Raw genomic sequence first — 15,423 nt, 5'->3', positions numbered from 1 at the left:
ACTAAACAGACTTGTAATAAAAACCCATAAAAATTAATATATGGTTATACAGTATTTTAACTGTATAATGATTTTAAGAATTCCCCTTAAAATCAACTTACTCACATACCTTTATACAGCAATTGTTCCCCAATTCTGTATATCAAAAAAACCTTTCATTCATTTGAAAGGTCTTTTTGAGCCTGCCCATATTCTTCTTTCGTATTTACATTTATAAACCAACCCGCATTCACTTGTACATCTTCTCCAGAAACATACTTCACATTACATTGTGATAAAAGCTGCCCCATACTTCTTTTTTCTTCCTGAAGTAAAGCATAAATCTTTTCTTTCACGCGGTTATGATACGCCGCAAGTAGCGGTTGTTTTCTTCCATTAATAATAGGTACAACCGCATCATATTCATTGTTCGTTTGCTCCAGTAAAATGGTAAACCATTCATGCGAAACATTTGGCGCATCGCAAGGCATAATAGCATACCAATCTGCTTCTATGTATTCCATTCCTGATACAATGCCGGCAAGCGGCCCATTTCCCTTATAGTGCGGAATATCTTCTATAACAGGAACTTGTACGAATTGCTCTACTCGCTCTTTTATATCAGAATGACTGATGACTACAACTTCTTGGAGCACACTCGTCATCTCTTTCAAAATATGCTCAATAAAAGTACTATCTTGCCAGCTCGCTAACGCTTTTGGCTCACCAAATCTACTCGACATACCGCCCGCTAATACAATTCCAGCCCACTTACTCATTGGCGATGCAGCTCAAATGTAATATGGCCTAATTCCGGTAAAATTAATTTATTCATCGCAAGACGAACCGCTCCGCTCGACCCTGGCATCGAGAAAACTACTTTGCGTCCAATTGTACCGCCAATTGCTCTACTTAACATTGCGCTGCTTCCGATATCTTCTAAATAACTAATCATGCGGAACAGCTCACCAAACCCGACAATCTCTTTATCTAATAGAGCTGACACTGCTTCGATTGTTACATCACGCTTCGTAATACCAGTACCGCCATTTGTTAATACAACATCTACATCTTCCCTATGATAACCAGCTAACACTGCTTGCTGAATACTTTCTTTATCATCTTTTACAATTTCATAAGAGGTTACTATATGGCCCGCTTCTTTTAACAATTCATGTAATAGTTGTCCGCTCTTATCCGTTTCTTCCGTACGTGTATCGGAAATCGTAACAATCTTGCAACGCACTTCTTTTGGAGCTTGTTTTTTATGTTCAGTTACACTCATTTTTTATCTTTCCTTTCTTAAAAACTTTTCTTCATTTTATCATACATATCTTTACACAATTATGTATGAAGCCAATCATGCGCCATGATACAATATAAGTATACTAACCCACAAAAAGGAAAGTGCACTTTCTTATACTCCTAGACTACACATCTTTAGCTACTCTTTATATTTTCTACATAATAGAATTCAATTTTAAAACTTGTACTAAAAAATAAATTGGAGGTCTACATAGTATGGAACTTTATAAAAAATTAACAACAACATTCATCCTCTTATTCATCGCTTCAATCACTGTCGGCTTTTCCTTAAAAGGTGCAATTCCATACGCTACATTAGTAAGCATTATATTCGCGACACTATTTTTACTAAGCAGTGCCTTTTGCGCAGGTAAAGCACGTCAAATGAAAGGTTGATTGCATATCTTCCAGAAGAAACCCACCCTTTGTAAATCATGTAAAAAGGAAATACAAACGTATGAAAAGGCATGACTAATACGAAAAAGTATATTGAGCTAGAAGGCGAAGTATATTGCAAATCATGCATTCAAATTGTAAGTAAAACGAAATAAAAAAAGCTTTGCGCTCACCGCGCAAAGCTTTTTTTCATATATTATAGACCAGCTTGCTCTTTTAAAGCTGCAGCTTTGTCTGTACGTTCCCATGAAAGATCTACATCAGTACGTCCGAAGTGGCCGTAAGCTGCTGTTTGTTTGTAAATTGGGCGACGTAAGTCTAGCATTTTAATAATACCAGCTGGGCGAAGATCGAAGTTGTTACGAACTAGTTCTACTAGTACGTCTTCAGATACTTTACCTGTGCCGAATGTATCAACTGAAATTGATACTGGTTGTGCTACACCGATTGCGTATGCAAGTTGTACTTCTGCTTTGTCAGCAAGACCAGCTGCTACGATGTTTTTCGCAACATAACGAGCTGCATACGCTGCAGAACGGTCAACTTTTGTTGCATCTTTACCAGAGAATGCACCGCCACCGTGGCGAGCGTATCCACCGTAAGTATCAACGATGATTTTACGTCCTGTTAAACCAGCATCACCTTGTGGTCCACCAATTACGAAGCGGCCAGTTGGATTAATGAAGAATTTCGTTTCTCCATCCATTAATTCTGCTGGTACTACAGCTTTAATTACGTGCTCTTTTAAGTCGCGATCGATTTCTTCCCATGTAACATCTGGGTGATGTTGTGTAGAAATTACGATAGTATCAACACGTACTGGTTTACCATTTTCATCATACTCAACTGTAACTTGCGTTTTTCCATCTGGACGTAAGTATGATAATGTATCATCTTTACGTACTTCAGTTAAACGGCGAGCTAATTTGTGAGCAAGCGAGATTGGAAGTGGCATTAACTCTTGTGTTTCATTACATGCGAAACCAAACATTAAACCTTGGTCTCCTGCACCAATTGCCTCAATCTCAGCGTCAGTCATTTGACCTTCGCGTGCTTCTAGCGCTTGGTCAACACCCATAGCGATGTCAGCAGACTGCTCATCGATAGATGTTAAAACAGCACAAGTTTCTGCATCGAATCCGTATTTTGCGCGTGTGTAACCAATGCCTTGAATTGTTTCACGAACGATTTTTGGAATATCTACGTAAGTAGAAGTCGTAATTTCCCCCGCTACCAATACTAAACCAGTTGTTACAGTTGTTTCACAAGCTACACGTGCATTTGCGTCTTTTGATAAGATCGCATCTAAAATTGAATCAGAAATTTGGTCACAAATTTTATCTGGATGTCCTTCAGTTACAGACTCAGATGTGAACAGATGACGTTTTTTTGTCATGTGGTAAACCTCCCTACAGTAATTGTATATATTGTACGGAACTCATCCTTAATTTGCCACAAACTGCGACATACATTTATTCTCCCACACAAGCATACAGAAAAACCTTTCCTACTTTACATAGAGGAAAGGTTTAATTTGCTACTTGCATACTGCTTTTTGCCCTTCGCTCTTATCGTTCGAGACCTGTAGCCTCGCACAGGTTTTAGCACCTATTCACCTGCATTTATCAATACAAGTGAGGTTGCTGGGCTTCATCGGGCCTGTCCCTCCGCCAGCTCGGGATAAGAGAGTATCCGTCCCAACCTATACTAAAGAAATGATATTCATTTGTCAATTAATATTCACATTTTCCTGAAAGTTTTTCTCAATACGCCTGAAATGAAATATTAATAGGGAAATAATGCATTCACACAAACAAAAAGAAATAAATAGTATACATTATTTATATAATTGTGTTATACTCTTGTTGGGGATTACGAGAAATATTTCATTAAATGAAAAGGATGGTATATAAATATGAGTACTGTGAATGTCCAAATTGGTTTACACGAATTATTGAACGGAAGCAATGCACAGATTCAACTAAGTGTTCCGCAATTAGTGGAAAAAGTATTAATGCGAAATGAAGGGAAATTAACTTCGACTGGTGCCGTTTCTGCTTCAACTGGAAAATATACAGGACGTTCTCCTAAAGATAAATTTATTGTGAAAGAAGCATCGGTTGCTGACAAAATTGCTTGGGGAGCTGTGAATCAACCGATTTCTGAAGAACATTTTAATAAATTATATACTAAAGTTTTAGAATACTTAAAAGAAAAAGAAGAGTTATTCGTCTTCAAAGGATTTGCAGGCGCTGACCGCAATTACCGCCTACCAATTCAAGTTATTAACGAATATGCATGGCACAATTTATTTGTACATCAATTATTCATTCGTCCAACTGAAGAAGAATTAACAACTCATGAATCAGAGTTCACAATTGTTTCTGCACCGAATTTCAAAGCTGATCCAGCTGTTGACGGTACAAACTCTGAGGCATTCATTATGGTTTCATTCGAAAAACGTATCGTACTAATTGGTGGTACAGAATACGCTGGAGAAATGAAAAAATCAATCTTCTCTATTATGAACTTCTTATTACCTGAACAAGATATCCTTTCTATGCATTGCTCTGCAAACGTAGGTGAAGAAGGCGACGTAGCACTATTCTTCGGTTTATCTGGAACAGGTAAAACAACATTATCTGCTGATCCAAACCGTAAATTAATCGGTGATGATGAGCACGGTTGGTCTGATAACGGTGTATTCAATATTGAAGGCGGTTGCTATGCAAAATGTGTAAACCTTTCTCACGAGAAAGAACCACAAATTTTCGATGCAATCAAATTTGGATCTGTTTTAGAAAACGTTATCATTAATGACCAAACGCGTATCGCCGACTACAACGATACTACTTTAACAGAAAATACTCGTGCTGCATACCCTATGCATGCGATCGACAATATCGTACTACCAAGTGTTGCTGGACACCCAAATACAATTATTTTCTTAACTGCTGATGCATCTGGCGTATTGCCTCCAATCAGTAAGTTATCAAAAGAGCAAGCTATGTATCATTTCTTAAGTGGTTACACTAGTAAACTAGCAGGAACAGAGCGCGGCGTTACATCTCCGCAAGCTACATTCTCAACTTGCTTCGGTTCACCATTCTTACCACTTGATGCATCTCGCTACGCTGAAATGCTTGGTGAAAAAATCGAGAAACACGATGCGAAAGTATTCCTAGTAAACACTGGCTGGACTGGCGGCGAGTACGGAGTTGGTAAACGTATGAACTTAGGTTATACTCGTGCAATGATTCAAGCAGCATTAAGCGGCGAACTTGCAAAAACTGAAACAGCTAAACATGACATCTTCGGTCTTGAAGTTCCACTTCACGTACCAGGTGTACCTGACGAAGTGTTAATGCCTGAACAAACTTGGGCTGATAAAGCTGCTTACAAAGCAAAAGCAATCGAGCTTGCAAATGAATTCAAAGAGAACTTCAAAAAGTTCGAAAGCGTTTCTGAAGATATTATTAACTTAGGCGGTCCAATCGCTTAAATTAAAACTTTCTGTTGGAATAACCCTTTACTCATATGAATAAGTGTCGTGTAACCGTAAAGTTTCGCGTACTCACCGACAAAACCCAATGCGGCTTAACGGTTACACACACTTACATAAAAAAGAAGCTTACGTGAAAACGTAAGCTTCTTTCTATATCTTATATAAGGTGAAATGCTAATCTCTTCATCTGTGATCTAGATTATAAAATTACAGCTTCGAATATATACATTATATCCCTACTCGCTACATCTCTCGGGTTTCACATCGTATGGGGTTAAAAAAGGCCCTGACCGCTTCTATTCGTGGCTGGATCATCTATTCCATCTAAAAAGAAGTCTTTTATCTTTTTATCTCTTTTAGCTCTTTGTTAGTTCTTTCTCATCTTTCATGCTATAGTATCCTAAATTCACAACGATTAAGAAATAACCACCCATAATCCCTACTGCAAATGCCCACATTACCATGTGGTGCTCAATTTCGTACATAATAATAGCACCCAAAATGGCAGCTGCAAAACGGTTAAACATACCGAGTGTCGGTGCTTTCGTCTTCTTTACAATACTATCTCCAAGCTTCTCAATTCTTCTCCCTAAAAGCCAAACGCAATACATACTTACAATAAGCCCAATTCCAGCGCCTAAAAAGTGTGCTGAAAACGGTGTTAACATCCAACCTAGTAACAAAATACCTAGTATATAATACGATTGGATTTTAAATGATCTTAGTGACATACTAATCATGCTGTACCTCTCTTCATTCGTTCTTATCTATCCGACAAAAAATTTCTTTCAAATTCATATTCTTTACATCCATTTCACTCAAATTAAAAACAACATAAACAGTATGTTTATGTTGTTTAAATGTTTTTAGAAAATAATATTATACAAGATTTCAAACATTATATTCTCATATTTTGTGACGGTTTTTCAAACTTTTTTCGTCCATTTATGAAAAAAATGATATCAATCTATGAACATACGGATATGATGTAATAAGCACACAAATAAAGGGGGCGTCTAATGATTTATTTTTTAATGGCTCTCATTCACCTCATTATCCCTGCACTTATTGGACTTTCATTGTATTGGTACACGAAAAATCATAGCATTTTTTACGCTGTCCTCGGTGTTCTTCTTCCAGGTATTATTCTTATTACACTCTTCCGTATTCCATTTTTAAACTTAATTCCACTTATTACTGCTATCTTGTTTCTCATCTTCTTACCAAAAATAAAAAAATAGGAAAGCAGATCATAGGTGATCTGTTTTCCTATTTTGATATAGGTTCCCCTGCAATAGAATGAACTTTTACTTTCTCCGATTTCACAAACCATAGACCGACAAAAATGATAATTCCACCGATGATTTGTTGAAACGATACATATTCATTTGCCCAGACAGCTGCAAATAGAACCGCTACAAGCGGCGTTATATACATATATACCATCGTATGTGACGCCCCAATTTTTTGAACACCAACATACCACATTACTAGACCAAATACTGTTACAAAGAAAATAGAATATAGTAAAGCAAATAGTGTCATTCCGTGAGTAATGTGAAATGGCATGACAAACACATGTGGACCACTTAACAATAATAGCGGAATCGCACCCACTAATGCAGACCATGCAGTAACACGTAATGCTGAATATTTTTTAATTAATGGTCCTGCTAAAACAGGATAAAGCCCCCAGCATATTGATGTAATAAGTCCAATTCCATTGCCATAAAAAGAACTAGTAAGTGAATGTCCTGCTACTAAAACTAAGGCTGCACCAACAAAGGCAGTCATAGAACCGATTAACTTTCGAGAAGAAAACTTTTCTTGTTTCAAGAAAATCGCAAATGCAGTTGTAAAAATAGGTGAAATAGAAATGAGTAAAGAGGCATTTGTAGCGGATGTATATTTGACAGTTTCCATAAATAACGTTTGATACAGTACAATACCTACAACGCTAACGATAATTAATCTAGGTATATCCGTTCGCTCCATATAAACCGACTTTTCAATACAAAAGGTAAGGAGTAACAGAAGCGGTGCCGCCGCCATCATACGAAGTGCAGTAAATTCAATTGCTGTAAATTCTAAAAATCCATACTTTGCAATCGTATAGTTAATCCCCCAAATAATAACAACACTTAAAATTAATAACTCAATTCCCCATCTTCTCATGCGTATCCCCTCCGCAAATAAAATTATACAGAAAATTCAATCACATGTACATTTCATTATGTGAAAAAACCTTTTTACTATTGGGACGTTTTGGTAAATGAAATTATATCGGCGATTTTCTGAATATATCGGCGCAACTCCATTTATATCAGCGATTTTTTCAATATATCGACAATAATAGCGACTTATAAAATAAAAAAATGTGAGTCCAAAATACATTTTGGACTCACATTTCCTTTACTATACTCGAACGTGTAATTTCATATTTGGATTATAAAACTGGCTTGGGCTCTTCAACTGAAAAGTTCCTCCACCTTCATGCCAATCAACCGTTAACTTATCGTCCATAAATACAAGCTTTGTACGATCAGCGATAAAATTCATTGTGCTTGATTCAATATCCACATCGCGCTCATCTTTCTCTGCTACAGCTACTAAATCGATGATTCCGCTCATAACACAACCGCAACCCTCATTATCGTAAAATAACTTTATATATTTCGCTTCACTTGGAATCGTATCCATAATCTTTTTATATGCTGCTTCTGTTACAGTAACGTACATATGTTAATCTTCATCCTCTCTTCTCTTATCATTCATATATTGTATCACCATTTTTCTTAAAAGTTATATACAGAAAATTAAGACTAATATACAATGTATGTGATAAAGTTTCAGCAATCGAGCTTTTATGAGTAGTTCATGCAGAAGAAAGGATGTTTACTATCTGTGTTCAAACTACAACGCTATCCTATGTTATTAGGTCTATTTAGTATTTTCTTCATTTCTAGCGGAATGCTATTACAGCATGTACTTCCCTATTCTCCTTCTATTAGCTGGATTCTAGGTTTTATTTGTTTCCTATCCGCTTCTTATTTTGCTACGAAGAATATAAACAACTCATAAAGCAAGAATCATCTTAAGGAGGATTTTTAAACATGCCAGCCTTAAAAAAAATAGAGCAATCACTCGATCACTTATTTCAAATTGAAAAATACGGAAAAGATAGCGCCTTTAGTCGATTTATCCCAGCCGTATATGATCCTATCAAATTTCCTTGGCAACAATTTTTCGAAGCAAATTTTGTAGATTTATTTAACGGCCTTATGATGCACGGATCTGAAAATGTAAACAAAGTATTTTTAGCTGTATTCCCTACAGATGACGTTCTGGAAACATTCATTTCACAATCCACACCCGGTGATTTACTCTTTATGCACCATCCCCTTGTAATGGAGTGCGGTGATCCAATTGGAAGATCAGGCCGCGGTTTCATACCAATTCCTGGAAAATATTTGCAAGGAATAAAAGAAAAACAACTTTCTATATATACATGTCACGTACCAATGGATTTTCATCAAACGCATGGAACGAGTATTTCAATTGCAAAAGCATTAAACGCTACTGTAGTGGACGACTTTGCATATGGAGGTCCAGAACAAGAACCAGTTGGCCTTATTTGTGAAATAGATGAAACATCAACAGAAGCACTCCAAAAACATCTAAAACAACTCTTCCAGATTCCTTACACAGACTTCGAAGGTAAACGACATGATTCCATCAAAAAAATCGCAATTATCGCTGGATGTGGCGATGTTGTATCTTTAATGAAGGAAGCAGAAGAAAAAGGTGCTGAAGCATATATTACAGGAGAAATCCATTGCCATATCGACAATGATTACGGCCGACATAAATACTCTCTCATTATGGATTATGTAAAAGAAACGAATATGTCTCTAATTGGGGTATCACACTCTGCCTCTGAATATTTAGTGAAAGAGACATTGATGTATGATTGGTTTAAAGAGAATTTTGATGTGGATGTTATTTTGCTTCCGCAGGAGAAATGGTGGCTCTAACACTATCATTTTTTTAATTTATATACACAATACAACCGACCACAAAAAAATAGATAAATGAGAAAGCACATGTACCTACGTAAATGCTTTCGTTGTGCCGAAAAATGAACCTACTGGTAGCACCGACTTTACTGGTGCTACCAGTATTACAGCTGGAAACCTATTTTTGTGAGAGGATACAACCGCTCTTTATATTCATACTGCAAGTGCTGTATATTCTGTTTTTCTAATTACTAACATATAGCAATTCATTTCATAAAAAAAGACCCGAGATTCGGGTCAACAAATAGAAATATAAATGAACTACAACAAATAACAGACAAAGCCATTATATATTTTTCGTAGTAAAACATCCATTAATTTCTTTTTACACTATCAATATATTATTTTTCGTTATCGTCCTCTTTTTTAGAACGTCTACCTAAGAAGAATACAAGAACTAATAATATAATTAACAGTAGTACTCCGCCGATAATGTAATATAGTGTGTAGTCTTTTTTCGCTTCTACCGCTGTATCATTTAACTTATCAGCTGTCTTTCCTTCAATTGTAAATTTCTTCGTCCATTCCCATTTTTGATCGCCATCAGTGGCTTTCACTTCTACTCGGTACGTTCCTGGATCAAATGCTTTGTTTTCCCAGCTAATAGCGTAATCAAAGTTTGAGTTTGGCGCCATTCTTAAATTTTCTTTTTTCGCTTCAAATAAAATGTCTGTACCTTTTTCTTTATATACCTTTGCATCAACACTTAAATTTTTTAACATTGCTGGCTTTACGTTTTGTAAATTTGCAGTAACAACGTTACGCCCGTTAATTTGTGTTGGCTTTACTTCGTTTAATTTCATGTCTGGTTTTACTTCAGCATCTGTTTCTTTTAAAACAACACCAATTGCGTATGCATATTTATTTTCAATTTGCACACCTTCATCTTTTTTCTTTGCATTCTCATCTTCTTTTTCTTTAAAGTATAAACCACCTAAAATAACACCATCAAACGACTCATTTGGCATTTCTAGGTTTATATCAACTGTCACTATGCTGTTAGCTGGGACTTTCGTTTCTTTTGGCATTTTAGCAATTTTAGAAAACGGATATTTCAAAGTAGAATCCGTTTTTGGTTCTACTGTACTATAATCTGTAATACCATTGCTATTCGTAATTGCTGTATTAGCAAACGATTCTACCACAACTTCTTTATTCGTATCATTTTTCATTTGGACTTGAATTGTTTGCTTTTGTCCAGGTTGCATTTTCAAATCAAAATACGTTTGATTTTTATCAATTTGATTTTCTGGTATAACTGCTGTCACAGCGAATTTCATTTCAGCTGCATATACTGAAAAAGCGTTTACCATGAAGAATGTAATTAATAGTAAGCTAGTAAATAGTTTTTTTACCATCTCTTATGTAATCCCCTTCATATCCATTTTATAGACAAGAAAGAGACAAGGTTAAAGCCATTCCCTTATCTCTTCTCATTTTCCTCTTTTATCTTAAAATTCCTCTTACTTACATAGGAGCGTCTGTTAGTTCCCAAGTTAGTGAAGTTGTGTATTGTGTTTGTTCTTTTTTCGTTTTACCTGGTACAGATAACTCTACGCTTTGTTTCGCTTCTGTTGCATCTTTACCAAACGTATTTACCCATGTACCCATACCTTGGTTTTCTTTTGCATCGATTAAATCAGATGCTGCACCACTTGGATTTAATGTGATAGATTGTTCTGCTGTTGGTGCGTCGCTACCTGCATTTGATTTCAAAGCTGAATTTTTTAATGTTAATGCCGCGCCATCCAACGCTTTATCATCTGCAGTTTTGAATTGACCATTTTGTTTTACTGTTAAATGCCATCCAGCATTTGTACCACGATTATCTGTTACTTGAACGTAGTTCGGCACGTCAATTACAGAACCGTCTACTTTTTTCTTTACTTTATCTAATTCTGCAAAGTAGATTTCGTTATTCCCTGATGCTTTTTGTGTTTTAAAGTTGAAGTTAGATACATAATCAATACTTAGTGGACCATCTGTACCTTTTTTATCTGGATCAACTGGATCTACAGTTTCATCTGGATTCTCTGGATTAACAACATCAATTTTATCTGTATTTTTCTCGAATTTAATGAATGCTTTTGAGTCTAATTTCCCGCCATCTTTCTCAGCTGCAAATGCAGACGTTCCTACTGATACTGATGATAATGTTACCGCTCCAATTAATGCTATTTTTGCTAGTTTCATAGTTTTATACCCCTTTATGATCATTTTTAAAATTCAGTCATTCTTAATTTTCAATCTTGCATAAGCTTAGTTTGGTGTATCTTCTAAAGTCCAAGTTAACTCAGCTGAATATTTCGCACCTTTTTCTTTCGCTGTCGTACCTGGTACGAATAAGCTCACACTCTTTTTACCTTGTTCTGTTCCTTTACCGAATGCAGTCGTCCAATCACCCATACCTTTATTCTTTGCGGCAGTAGTAATTTCCACCGCATCTCCACCTGGAGCTAGCGTTACTTTATTTTTAAATGTTGTAGGTGCATATTGTGCATCAGTTACAGAATTTACAGCTGGGTTACTTAAGCTTAAAGCTGCATTCGTTAACTCACTATTACCACTTTTAAATTGTGCATTTTGCTTTACTTTCAATTTCCATCCTGCATTTGTACCACGGTTATCTGTTACAGATACGAAGTTAGGTACTTCAACTGTTTTGCTCCCTTGTTTCACTTTATCCAATTTTGCAAAGTACGTTTGATCATTACCAGAGATAACTTGCTCGCCGAAGTGTAAGTTAGAAACGTAGTTAATACTTAATGGACCTTTTGTTCCTATTTCATGGTCACCAGGGTTCTCTGGTGTAACTTTTTCATTTGGATTTTCTGGATTGTTTGGATCTGTTGTGCTTGTATCTTCAATAAACGTTACATCTGTTTTTGATTTCATATTTGCTTTCTCTTCCGCAAATGCTGAAGTTCCTACTGCTGCAACTGATGTTAATGATACTGCACCGATTAATGCTAATTTTGCTAGTTTCATATGTACCTTCCCCTTTTCTCTGTTTTCATCTATTTTTTATTTTGAATACACTTGCTTCCCCCTAATTCTTTTGAATACATATAGAGATAAAACAATCGAAAACAATCCTATATATTGTTTGAAGTCCCGTGTCTGGCCTCCTGTTTTCGGTAAATATTTATCTCCATTTTTATTTTTATCAACTGTCTCTTTTTTTGTATTTATCTTTGTCGGATCAGTTGATGTATTTGGTGTATAGCTATTCGAAAATGTAATACCCGCTTTTGAATTCGTACTTGTAGCCGTTACTACATTTGCCATAAGAAACGGCACACATATAACTGTGGAAACGATAATACCAACTATTTTTTTCATTACTCTCTCCTTTCTAAAATTTATATATTTCATATATTTTTAGAGAGGAGCATCGGTTAATGTCCATTCTAGCTGTCCAGCATATTTAGTATTTGCTTTGACATTCGGCCCTGGTTTTACTTGTAAATGAATTCCTTCGTTTTCCTTCCAATTTAGTGAAACCTCCTCGTCGTTTTTAGAAGTATACGAGAATGCTTCTATACTAGAAGTACTTAAAGGTGTATCCTTTCCATTTCGTTTGTAAATCAATGCTCCTGTCAATGTGTCATTTTGTGCTGAAGTTAATGGTGTGATTTCCTTTACATATACACTCCATTTTTGCTTTTTAACACGATCATCGGTTACCTTTAAAGGATTTGAAATCGTCTTCGGTGCGTATGTCGTTGTTTTCGATGGAATTGTTAAATCTCCAAATGTAATTTCTTTTGGTACGTCTACTAACTTTAAAGTCCCATCAACGACAGTAACCGGCACTTGAATCTCCGCTTGTACACCTTGCTTCGTTTCAATTACAACCGTTACAGTATGATTCCCTATTGTTTTGGTATCTGGAATATTGATTAACTTCACTACTGATATTGGTTTATCTACATCCAAATTTGTATCTACAGATAAATCTGTCACAAATTTAGAAATATCCATTTTTGTTAAATCTGTTCCTTGCACTACTTTTTGTGGGACTGGTTTCCCAGTTGGAATACCTTTATACCTTATTTTTGCGATTCCATCTCGATTACTATCTTGTCCATTCTTATCGCCATCTAAATAATTTTTAGATGACACCGGTATTTCAAGATAACCATCTTTGTAATATTTCATTACATTAGCACCTTTTACAGGAGAACCTGTAATTGTCATTTCATAAATTTTCCCGTTGAATTCTTCTGTTTTTAGCGCATTTACTTTCGCAACCGCAGTGACTTTATTGTTTGTCCTGCTAATATCAAAGAAGCTACTTACATCATCTCCACTCTCCACATCTTGAATGGAAACATCATTCACAGTAAAATCCTTATTCACTTCACTTTCTAATACAAAAGATTTCGCATAGTGAATCTCTTTCGATTGAGCAGGCATATTTTGATATACCTTATAAGAAAGTTGACGGGAATTATCTTCCACAATATCTCCTATTACACTTGGAGCTGGAATTTCAATTTGTGCAATCGCTAATTGGTCGTATGATACATTAACACCTGAAGCATTTAATCTAACTTCTAGCGGTAATTCTGTTAAATTATCAAATGTAATTGTCATATCTGCTTCTGGAGTAGCTACTGGACCTGCTGTGCCAGAAAACTCGATTTTATTATTCCCTTTGTCTTGATACCTAATTGAACTCGTATCATACACGTATAAATTCGTTAAATGACTACCATCATTACGTAACGTTACATTTTTATAACTATTTATCCTTTTGAAATTCCACATTGCCGTTAATGGTACTTTTTTACTTGTTCCGTGTTCATAAAATTCAAAGGAAGCATTATAAGTTTGTCCTGACCTTCCGTTCCCATATAATTGTAAAAAGTTTTTTGCATCACCTTTAGTTATTGGTGTTTTAACATCTACAGATGAAGCTGTCATAGAGTGAATATTAATACGGACATCAATCCATTTCCCTTGATATTCACCAGCTTTTTTTACTAATACGTACTGTTCTCTATTTGAATTTCTAAATGTATATTGACTTTGACCAGTTCTGTCATTGCTACTACCCTTTACCTCATATGTTACTTGTGGGCTCCAAACAAATCTAAAAGCATATTTACCCGAGATAGAAGGCCCTTCACCTGTTCTATTATTTATTACCTTTACATTTGGATATTTAAGAATACTTGTAACAGGACTAGCAGCTAGTAGAGATTGGCTCTTTAATACCTTCTCAGCTTGAATAGCAGGTAATTCCTGATTATTTTCGTTTATCCTATTGCTCTCTTTTAATTCATTTTCCTTTGGTACGAGTTCTTCATTAACCTTTTCTTTCGCTAAAGTCTTCGTTTCTTTTGGAACTTCAGCATTAGTAGAATTTATTTCTTGTTTTTTATTTTCTTCCGATACTTTCACTTTTTCACTTATTTCTTTTCTCATAACTTCCTCTGAAGCCTTTGGATTTTCATCAGAAATGGCTACATTTAAAGCCTCTTTTTTCTCTACAACATGTAGAGAAGGAGATTCAATTTTCTTTTCATCCCCTTCAAACTTCACTATCGGTTCAAATTTGTACTCTCCAGCTTTTTTCATTTGAATGACTACATATACGTCACCGATAAAATTACTTTGTTCATTCTTTTCAATTTTTACAATGTGATCTTCTGTTACTGAAATGTTTTGAATCGCTTTATTGTTTTCGTTCATTTTTTTCGTTTCTGCTTCATTGAACAGCTGTTCATTAGATAATTTCAGCTCGATATTAGCATCTTGTTTATTTGTATTTGTAATCTTTAATACTACATTTTCATCAACTTTTATTTCTTGTTTATCCATATGAACGATAAAACGTCCTTGCTCGTCGTTTGTAACCGCATAAACTTTCGTTGCAGAGTAATCTAGCACACCAACTTGCGTAAATAATATTCCTCCAGCGAGAAGTATACGCCCAAATTTACCTATTTGATTTTGCAATGTACTTCCCTCCCTCACTTCTTATGAACCGAATATTTCGAACATTAAATTTATTATTCAGCTAAATTTACAATCATAATGTGTATTCCTAGAAAATAAAAAGCCTGGTTGCCTTTTCGATTTTCATACATCACAACATGTGTGAAAATCCAAACTGCAACCAGACTATCATAGTAATTTTCATTACCTTAGACT

At 35.5% G+C, this 15,423-nt stretch carries 16 protein-coding genes and 1 riboswitch; of the genes, 5 read left to right on the top strand and 11 right to left on the bottom strand.

Annotation, left to right across the window (positions count from 1 at the left end):
• Positions 1 to 155 precede the first annotated feature (155 nt).
• Together IBT51_RS23400 and IBT51_RS23395 are read right to left on the bottom strand one after the other, a co-directional pair.
• Entirely contained in the window at positions 156 to 758 is a 603-nt protein-coding gene (locus tag IBT51_RS23400) for a molybdenum cofactor guanylyltransferase (RefSeq protein ID WP_078400711.1), read from the bottom strand.
• On the bottom strand, positions 755 to 1,264 hold the full coding sequence (locus IBT51_RS23395; protein WP_078400712.1) for a MogA/MoaB family molybdenum cofactor biosynthesis protein: 510 nt from the start codon (positions 1,262 to 1,264) through the stop codon (positions 755 to 757). The genes IBT51_RS23400 and IBT51_RS23395 overlap by 4 nt, the downstream gene beginning before the upstream one ends.
• A 236-nt stretch (positions 1,265 to 1,500) precedes the next feature.
• Here IBT51_RS23395 and IBT51_RS23390 point away from each other — a divergent pair, with 236 nt between their 5' ends.
• Complete coding sequence (locus tag IBT51_RS23390; RefSeq protein WP_000424797.1) at positions 1,501 to 1,680, top strand: hypothetical protein; 180 nt, start codon at positions 1,501 to 1,503, stop codon at positions 1,678 to 1,680.
• A gap of 196 nt (positions 1,681 to 1,876) precedes the next feature.
• On the opposite strand, the gene metK is transcribed toward IBT51_RS23390, so the two are convergent.
• Positions 1,877 to 3,076 (bottom strand): methionine adenosyltransferase, encoded by a 1,200-nt coding sequence (gene metK, locus IBT51_RS23385; RefSeq protein WP_000163117.1) that lies wholly within the window; start codon positions 3,074 to 3,076, stop codon positions 1,877 to 1,879.
• 169 nt (positions 3,077 to 3,245) lie between these two features.
• A riboswitch (SAM riboswitch) is annotated at positions 3,246 to 3,367 on the bottom strand.
• Positions 3,368 to 3,595: 228 nt separating this feature from the next.
• On the opposite strand from metK, the gene pckA reads away from it, so the two are divergent.
• Positions 3,596 to 5,182, top strand: coding sequence for a phosphoenolpyruvate carboxykinase (ATP) (gene pckA, locus IBT51_RS23380; protein ID WP_053563510.1), 1,587 nt, complete (start codon positions 3,596 to 3,598; stop codon positions 5,180 to 5,182).
• A gap of 359 nt (positions 5,183 to 5,541) precedes the next feature.
• Here pckA and IBT51_RS23375 read toward each other — a convergent pair whose 3' ends face one another.
• Positions 5,542 to 5,925 carry an ATP synthase subunit I gene (locus tag IBT51_RS23375; RefSeq protein ID WP_000624926.1) on the bottom strand — a complete coding sequence of 128 codons (384 nt, stop codon included), beginning with the start codon at positions 5,923 to 5,925 and terminating at the stop codon, positions 5,542 to 5,544.
• A gap of 279 nt (positions 5,926 to 6,204) precedes the next feature.
• Between IBT51_RS23375 and IBT51_RS23370 the strand changes: the two genes are divergently transcribed.
• Complete coding sequence (locus IBT51_RS23370) at positions 6,205 to 6,426, top strand: hypothetical protein (protein ID WP_000639042.1); 222 nt, start codon at positions 6,205 to 6,207, stop codon at positions 6,424 to 6,426.
• A gap of 28 nt (positions 6,427 to 6,454) precedes the next feature.
• Here the strand turns inward: IBT51_RS23370 and IBT51_RS23365 are convergent, their stop codons facing one another.
• Both IBT51_RS23365 and IBT51_RS23360 read right to left on the bottom strand, forming a co-directional pair.
• Positions 6,455 to 7,360: a DMT family transporter gene (locus tag IBT51_RS23365; RefSeq protein ID WP_088024859.1), complete on the bottom strand. Its 906-nt coding sequence runs from the start codon at positions 7,358 to 7,360 to the stop codon at positions 6,455 to 6,457.
• Between the two features lie 240 nt (positions 7,361 to 7,600).
• Positions 7,601 to 7,924, bottom strand: a complete 324-nt coding sequence (locus IBT51_RS23360) for an iron-sulfur cluster biosynthesis family protein (RefSeq protein WP_000289570.1) — start codon at positions 7,922 to 7,924, stop codon at positions 7,601 to 7,603.
• 138 nt (positions 7,925 to 8,062) lie between these two features.
• On the opposite strand from IBT51_RS23360, the gene IBT51_RS23355 reads away from it, so the two are divergent.
• Positions 8,063 to 8,266: a hypothetical protein gene (locus IBT51_RS23355; RefSeq protein WP_140155681.1), complete on the top strand. Its 204-nt coding sequence runs from the start codon at positions 8,063 to 8,065 to the stop codon at positions 8,264 to 8,266.
• Positions 8,267 to 8,298: 32 nt separating this feature from the next.
• Positions 8,299 to 9,219: a Nif3-like dinuclear metal center hexameric protein gene (locus IBT51_RS23350; protein ID WP_200458601.1), complete on the top strand. Its 921-nt coding sequence runs from the start codon at positions 8,299 to 8,301 to the stop codon at positions 9,217 to 9,219.
• A 383-nt stretch (positions 9,220 to 9,602) separates the two neighbouring features.
• Here IBT51_RS23350 and IBT51_RS23345 read toward each other — a convergent pair whose 3' ends face one another.
• The 5 genes from IBT51_RS23345 to IBT51_RS23325 all read right to left on the bottom strand — a co-directional run bounded on the left by IBT51_RS23345 (position 9,603) and on the right by IBT51_RS23325 (position 15,228).
• On the bottom strand, positions 9,603 to 10,619 hold the full coding sequence (locus IBT51_RS23345; RefSeq protein WP_095690109.1) for a WxLIP family cell surface protein: 1,017 nt from the start codon (positions 10,617 to 10,619) through the stop codon (positions 9,603 to 9,605).
• A 109-nt stretch (positions 10,620 to 10,728) separates the two neighbouring features.
• On the bottom strand, positions 10,729 to 11,454 hold the full coding sequence (locus tag IBT51_RS23340; protein WP_000761506.1) for a WxL domain-containing protein: 726 nt from the start codon (positions 11,452 to 11,454) through the stop codon (positions 10,729 to 10,731).
• A 66-nt stretch (positions 11,455 to 11,520) separates the two neighbouring features.
• Complete coding sequence (locus tag IBT51_RS23335) at positions 11,521 to 12,249, bottom strand: WxL domain-containing protein (protein ID WP_000761531.1); 729 nt, start codon at positions 12,247 to 12,249, stop codon at positions 11,521 to 11,523.
• Between the two features lie 36 nt (positions 12,250 to 12,285).
• Positions 12,286 to 12,603 (bottom strand): EF2685/EF0750 family sortase-dependent surface protein, encoded by a 318-nt coding sequence (locus IBT51_RS23330; protein WP_000724871.1) that lies wholly within the window; start codon positions 12,601 to 12,603, stop codon positions 12,286 to 12,288.
• A gap of 39 nt (positions 12,604 to 12,642) precedes the next feature.
• Complete coding sequence (locus IBT51_RS23325) at positions 12,643 to 15,228, bottom strand: WxL domain-containing protein (RefSeq protein ID WP_200458602.1); 2,586 nt, start codon at positions 15,226 to 15,228, stop codon at positions 12,643 to 12,645.
• Positions 15,229 to 15,423: the final 195 nt, after the last annotated feature.

The organism is Bacillus sp. S71 (genome assembly GCF_016625265.1).
GTDB lineage: Bacteria > Bacillota > Bacilli > Bacillales > Bacillaceae_G > Bacillus_A > Bacillus_A cereus.
This window is presented reverse-complemented; position numbering and strand designations above follow the sequence as displayed.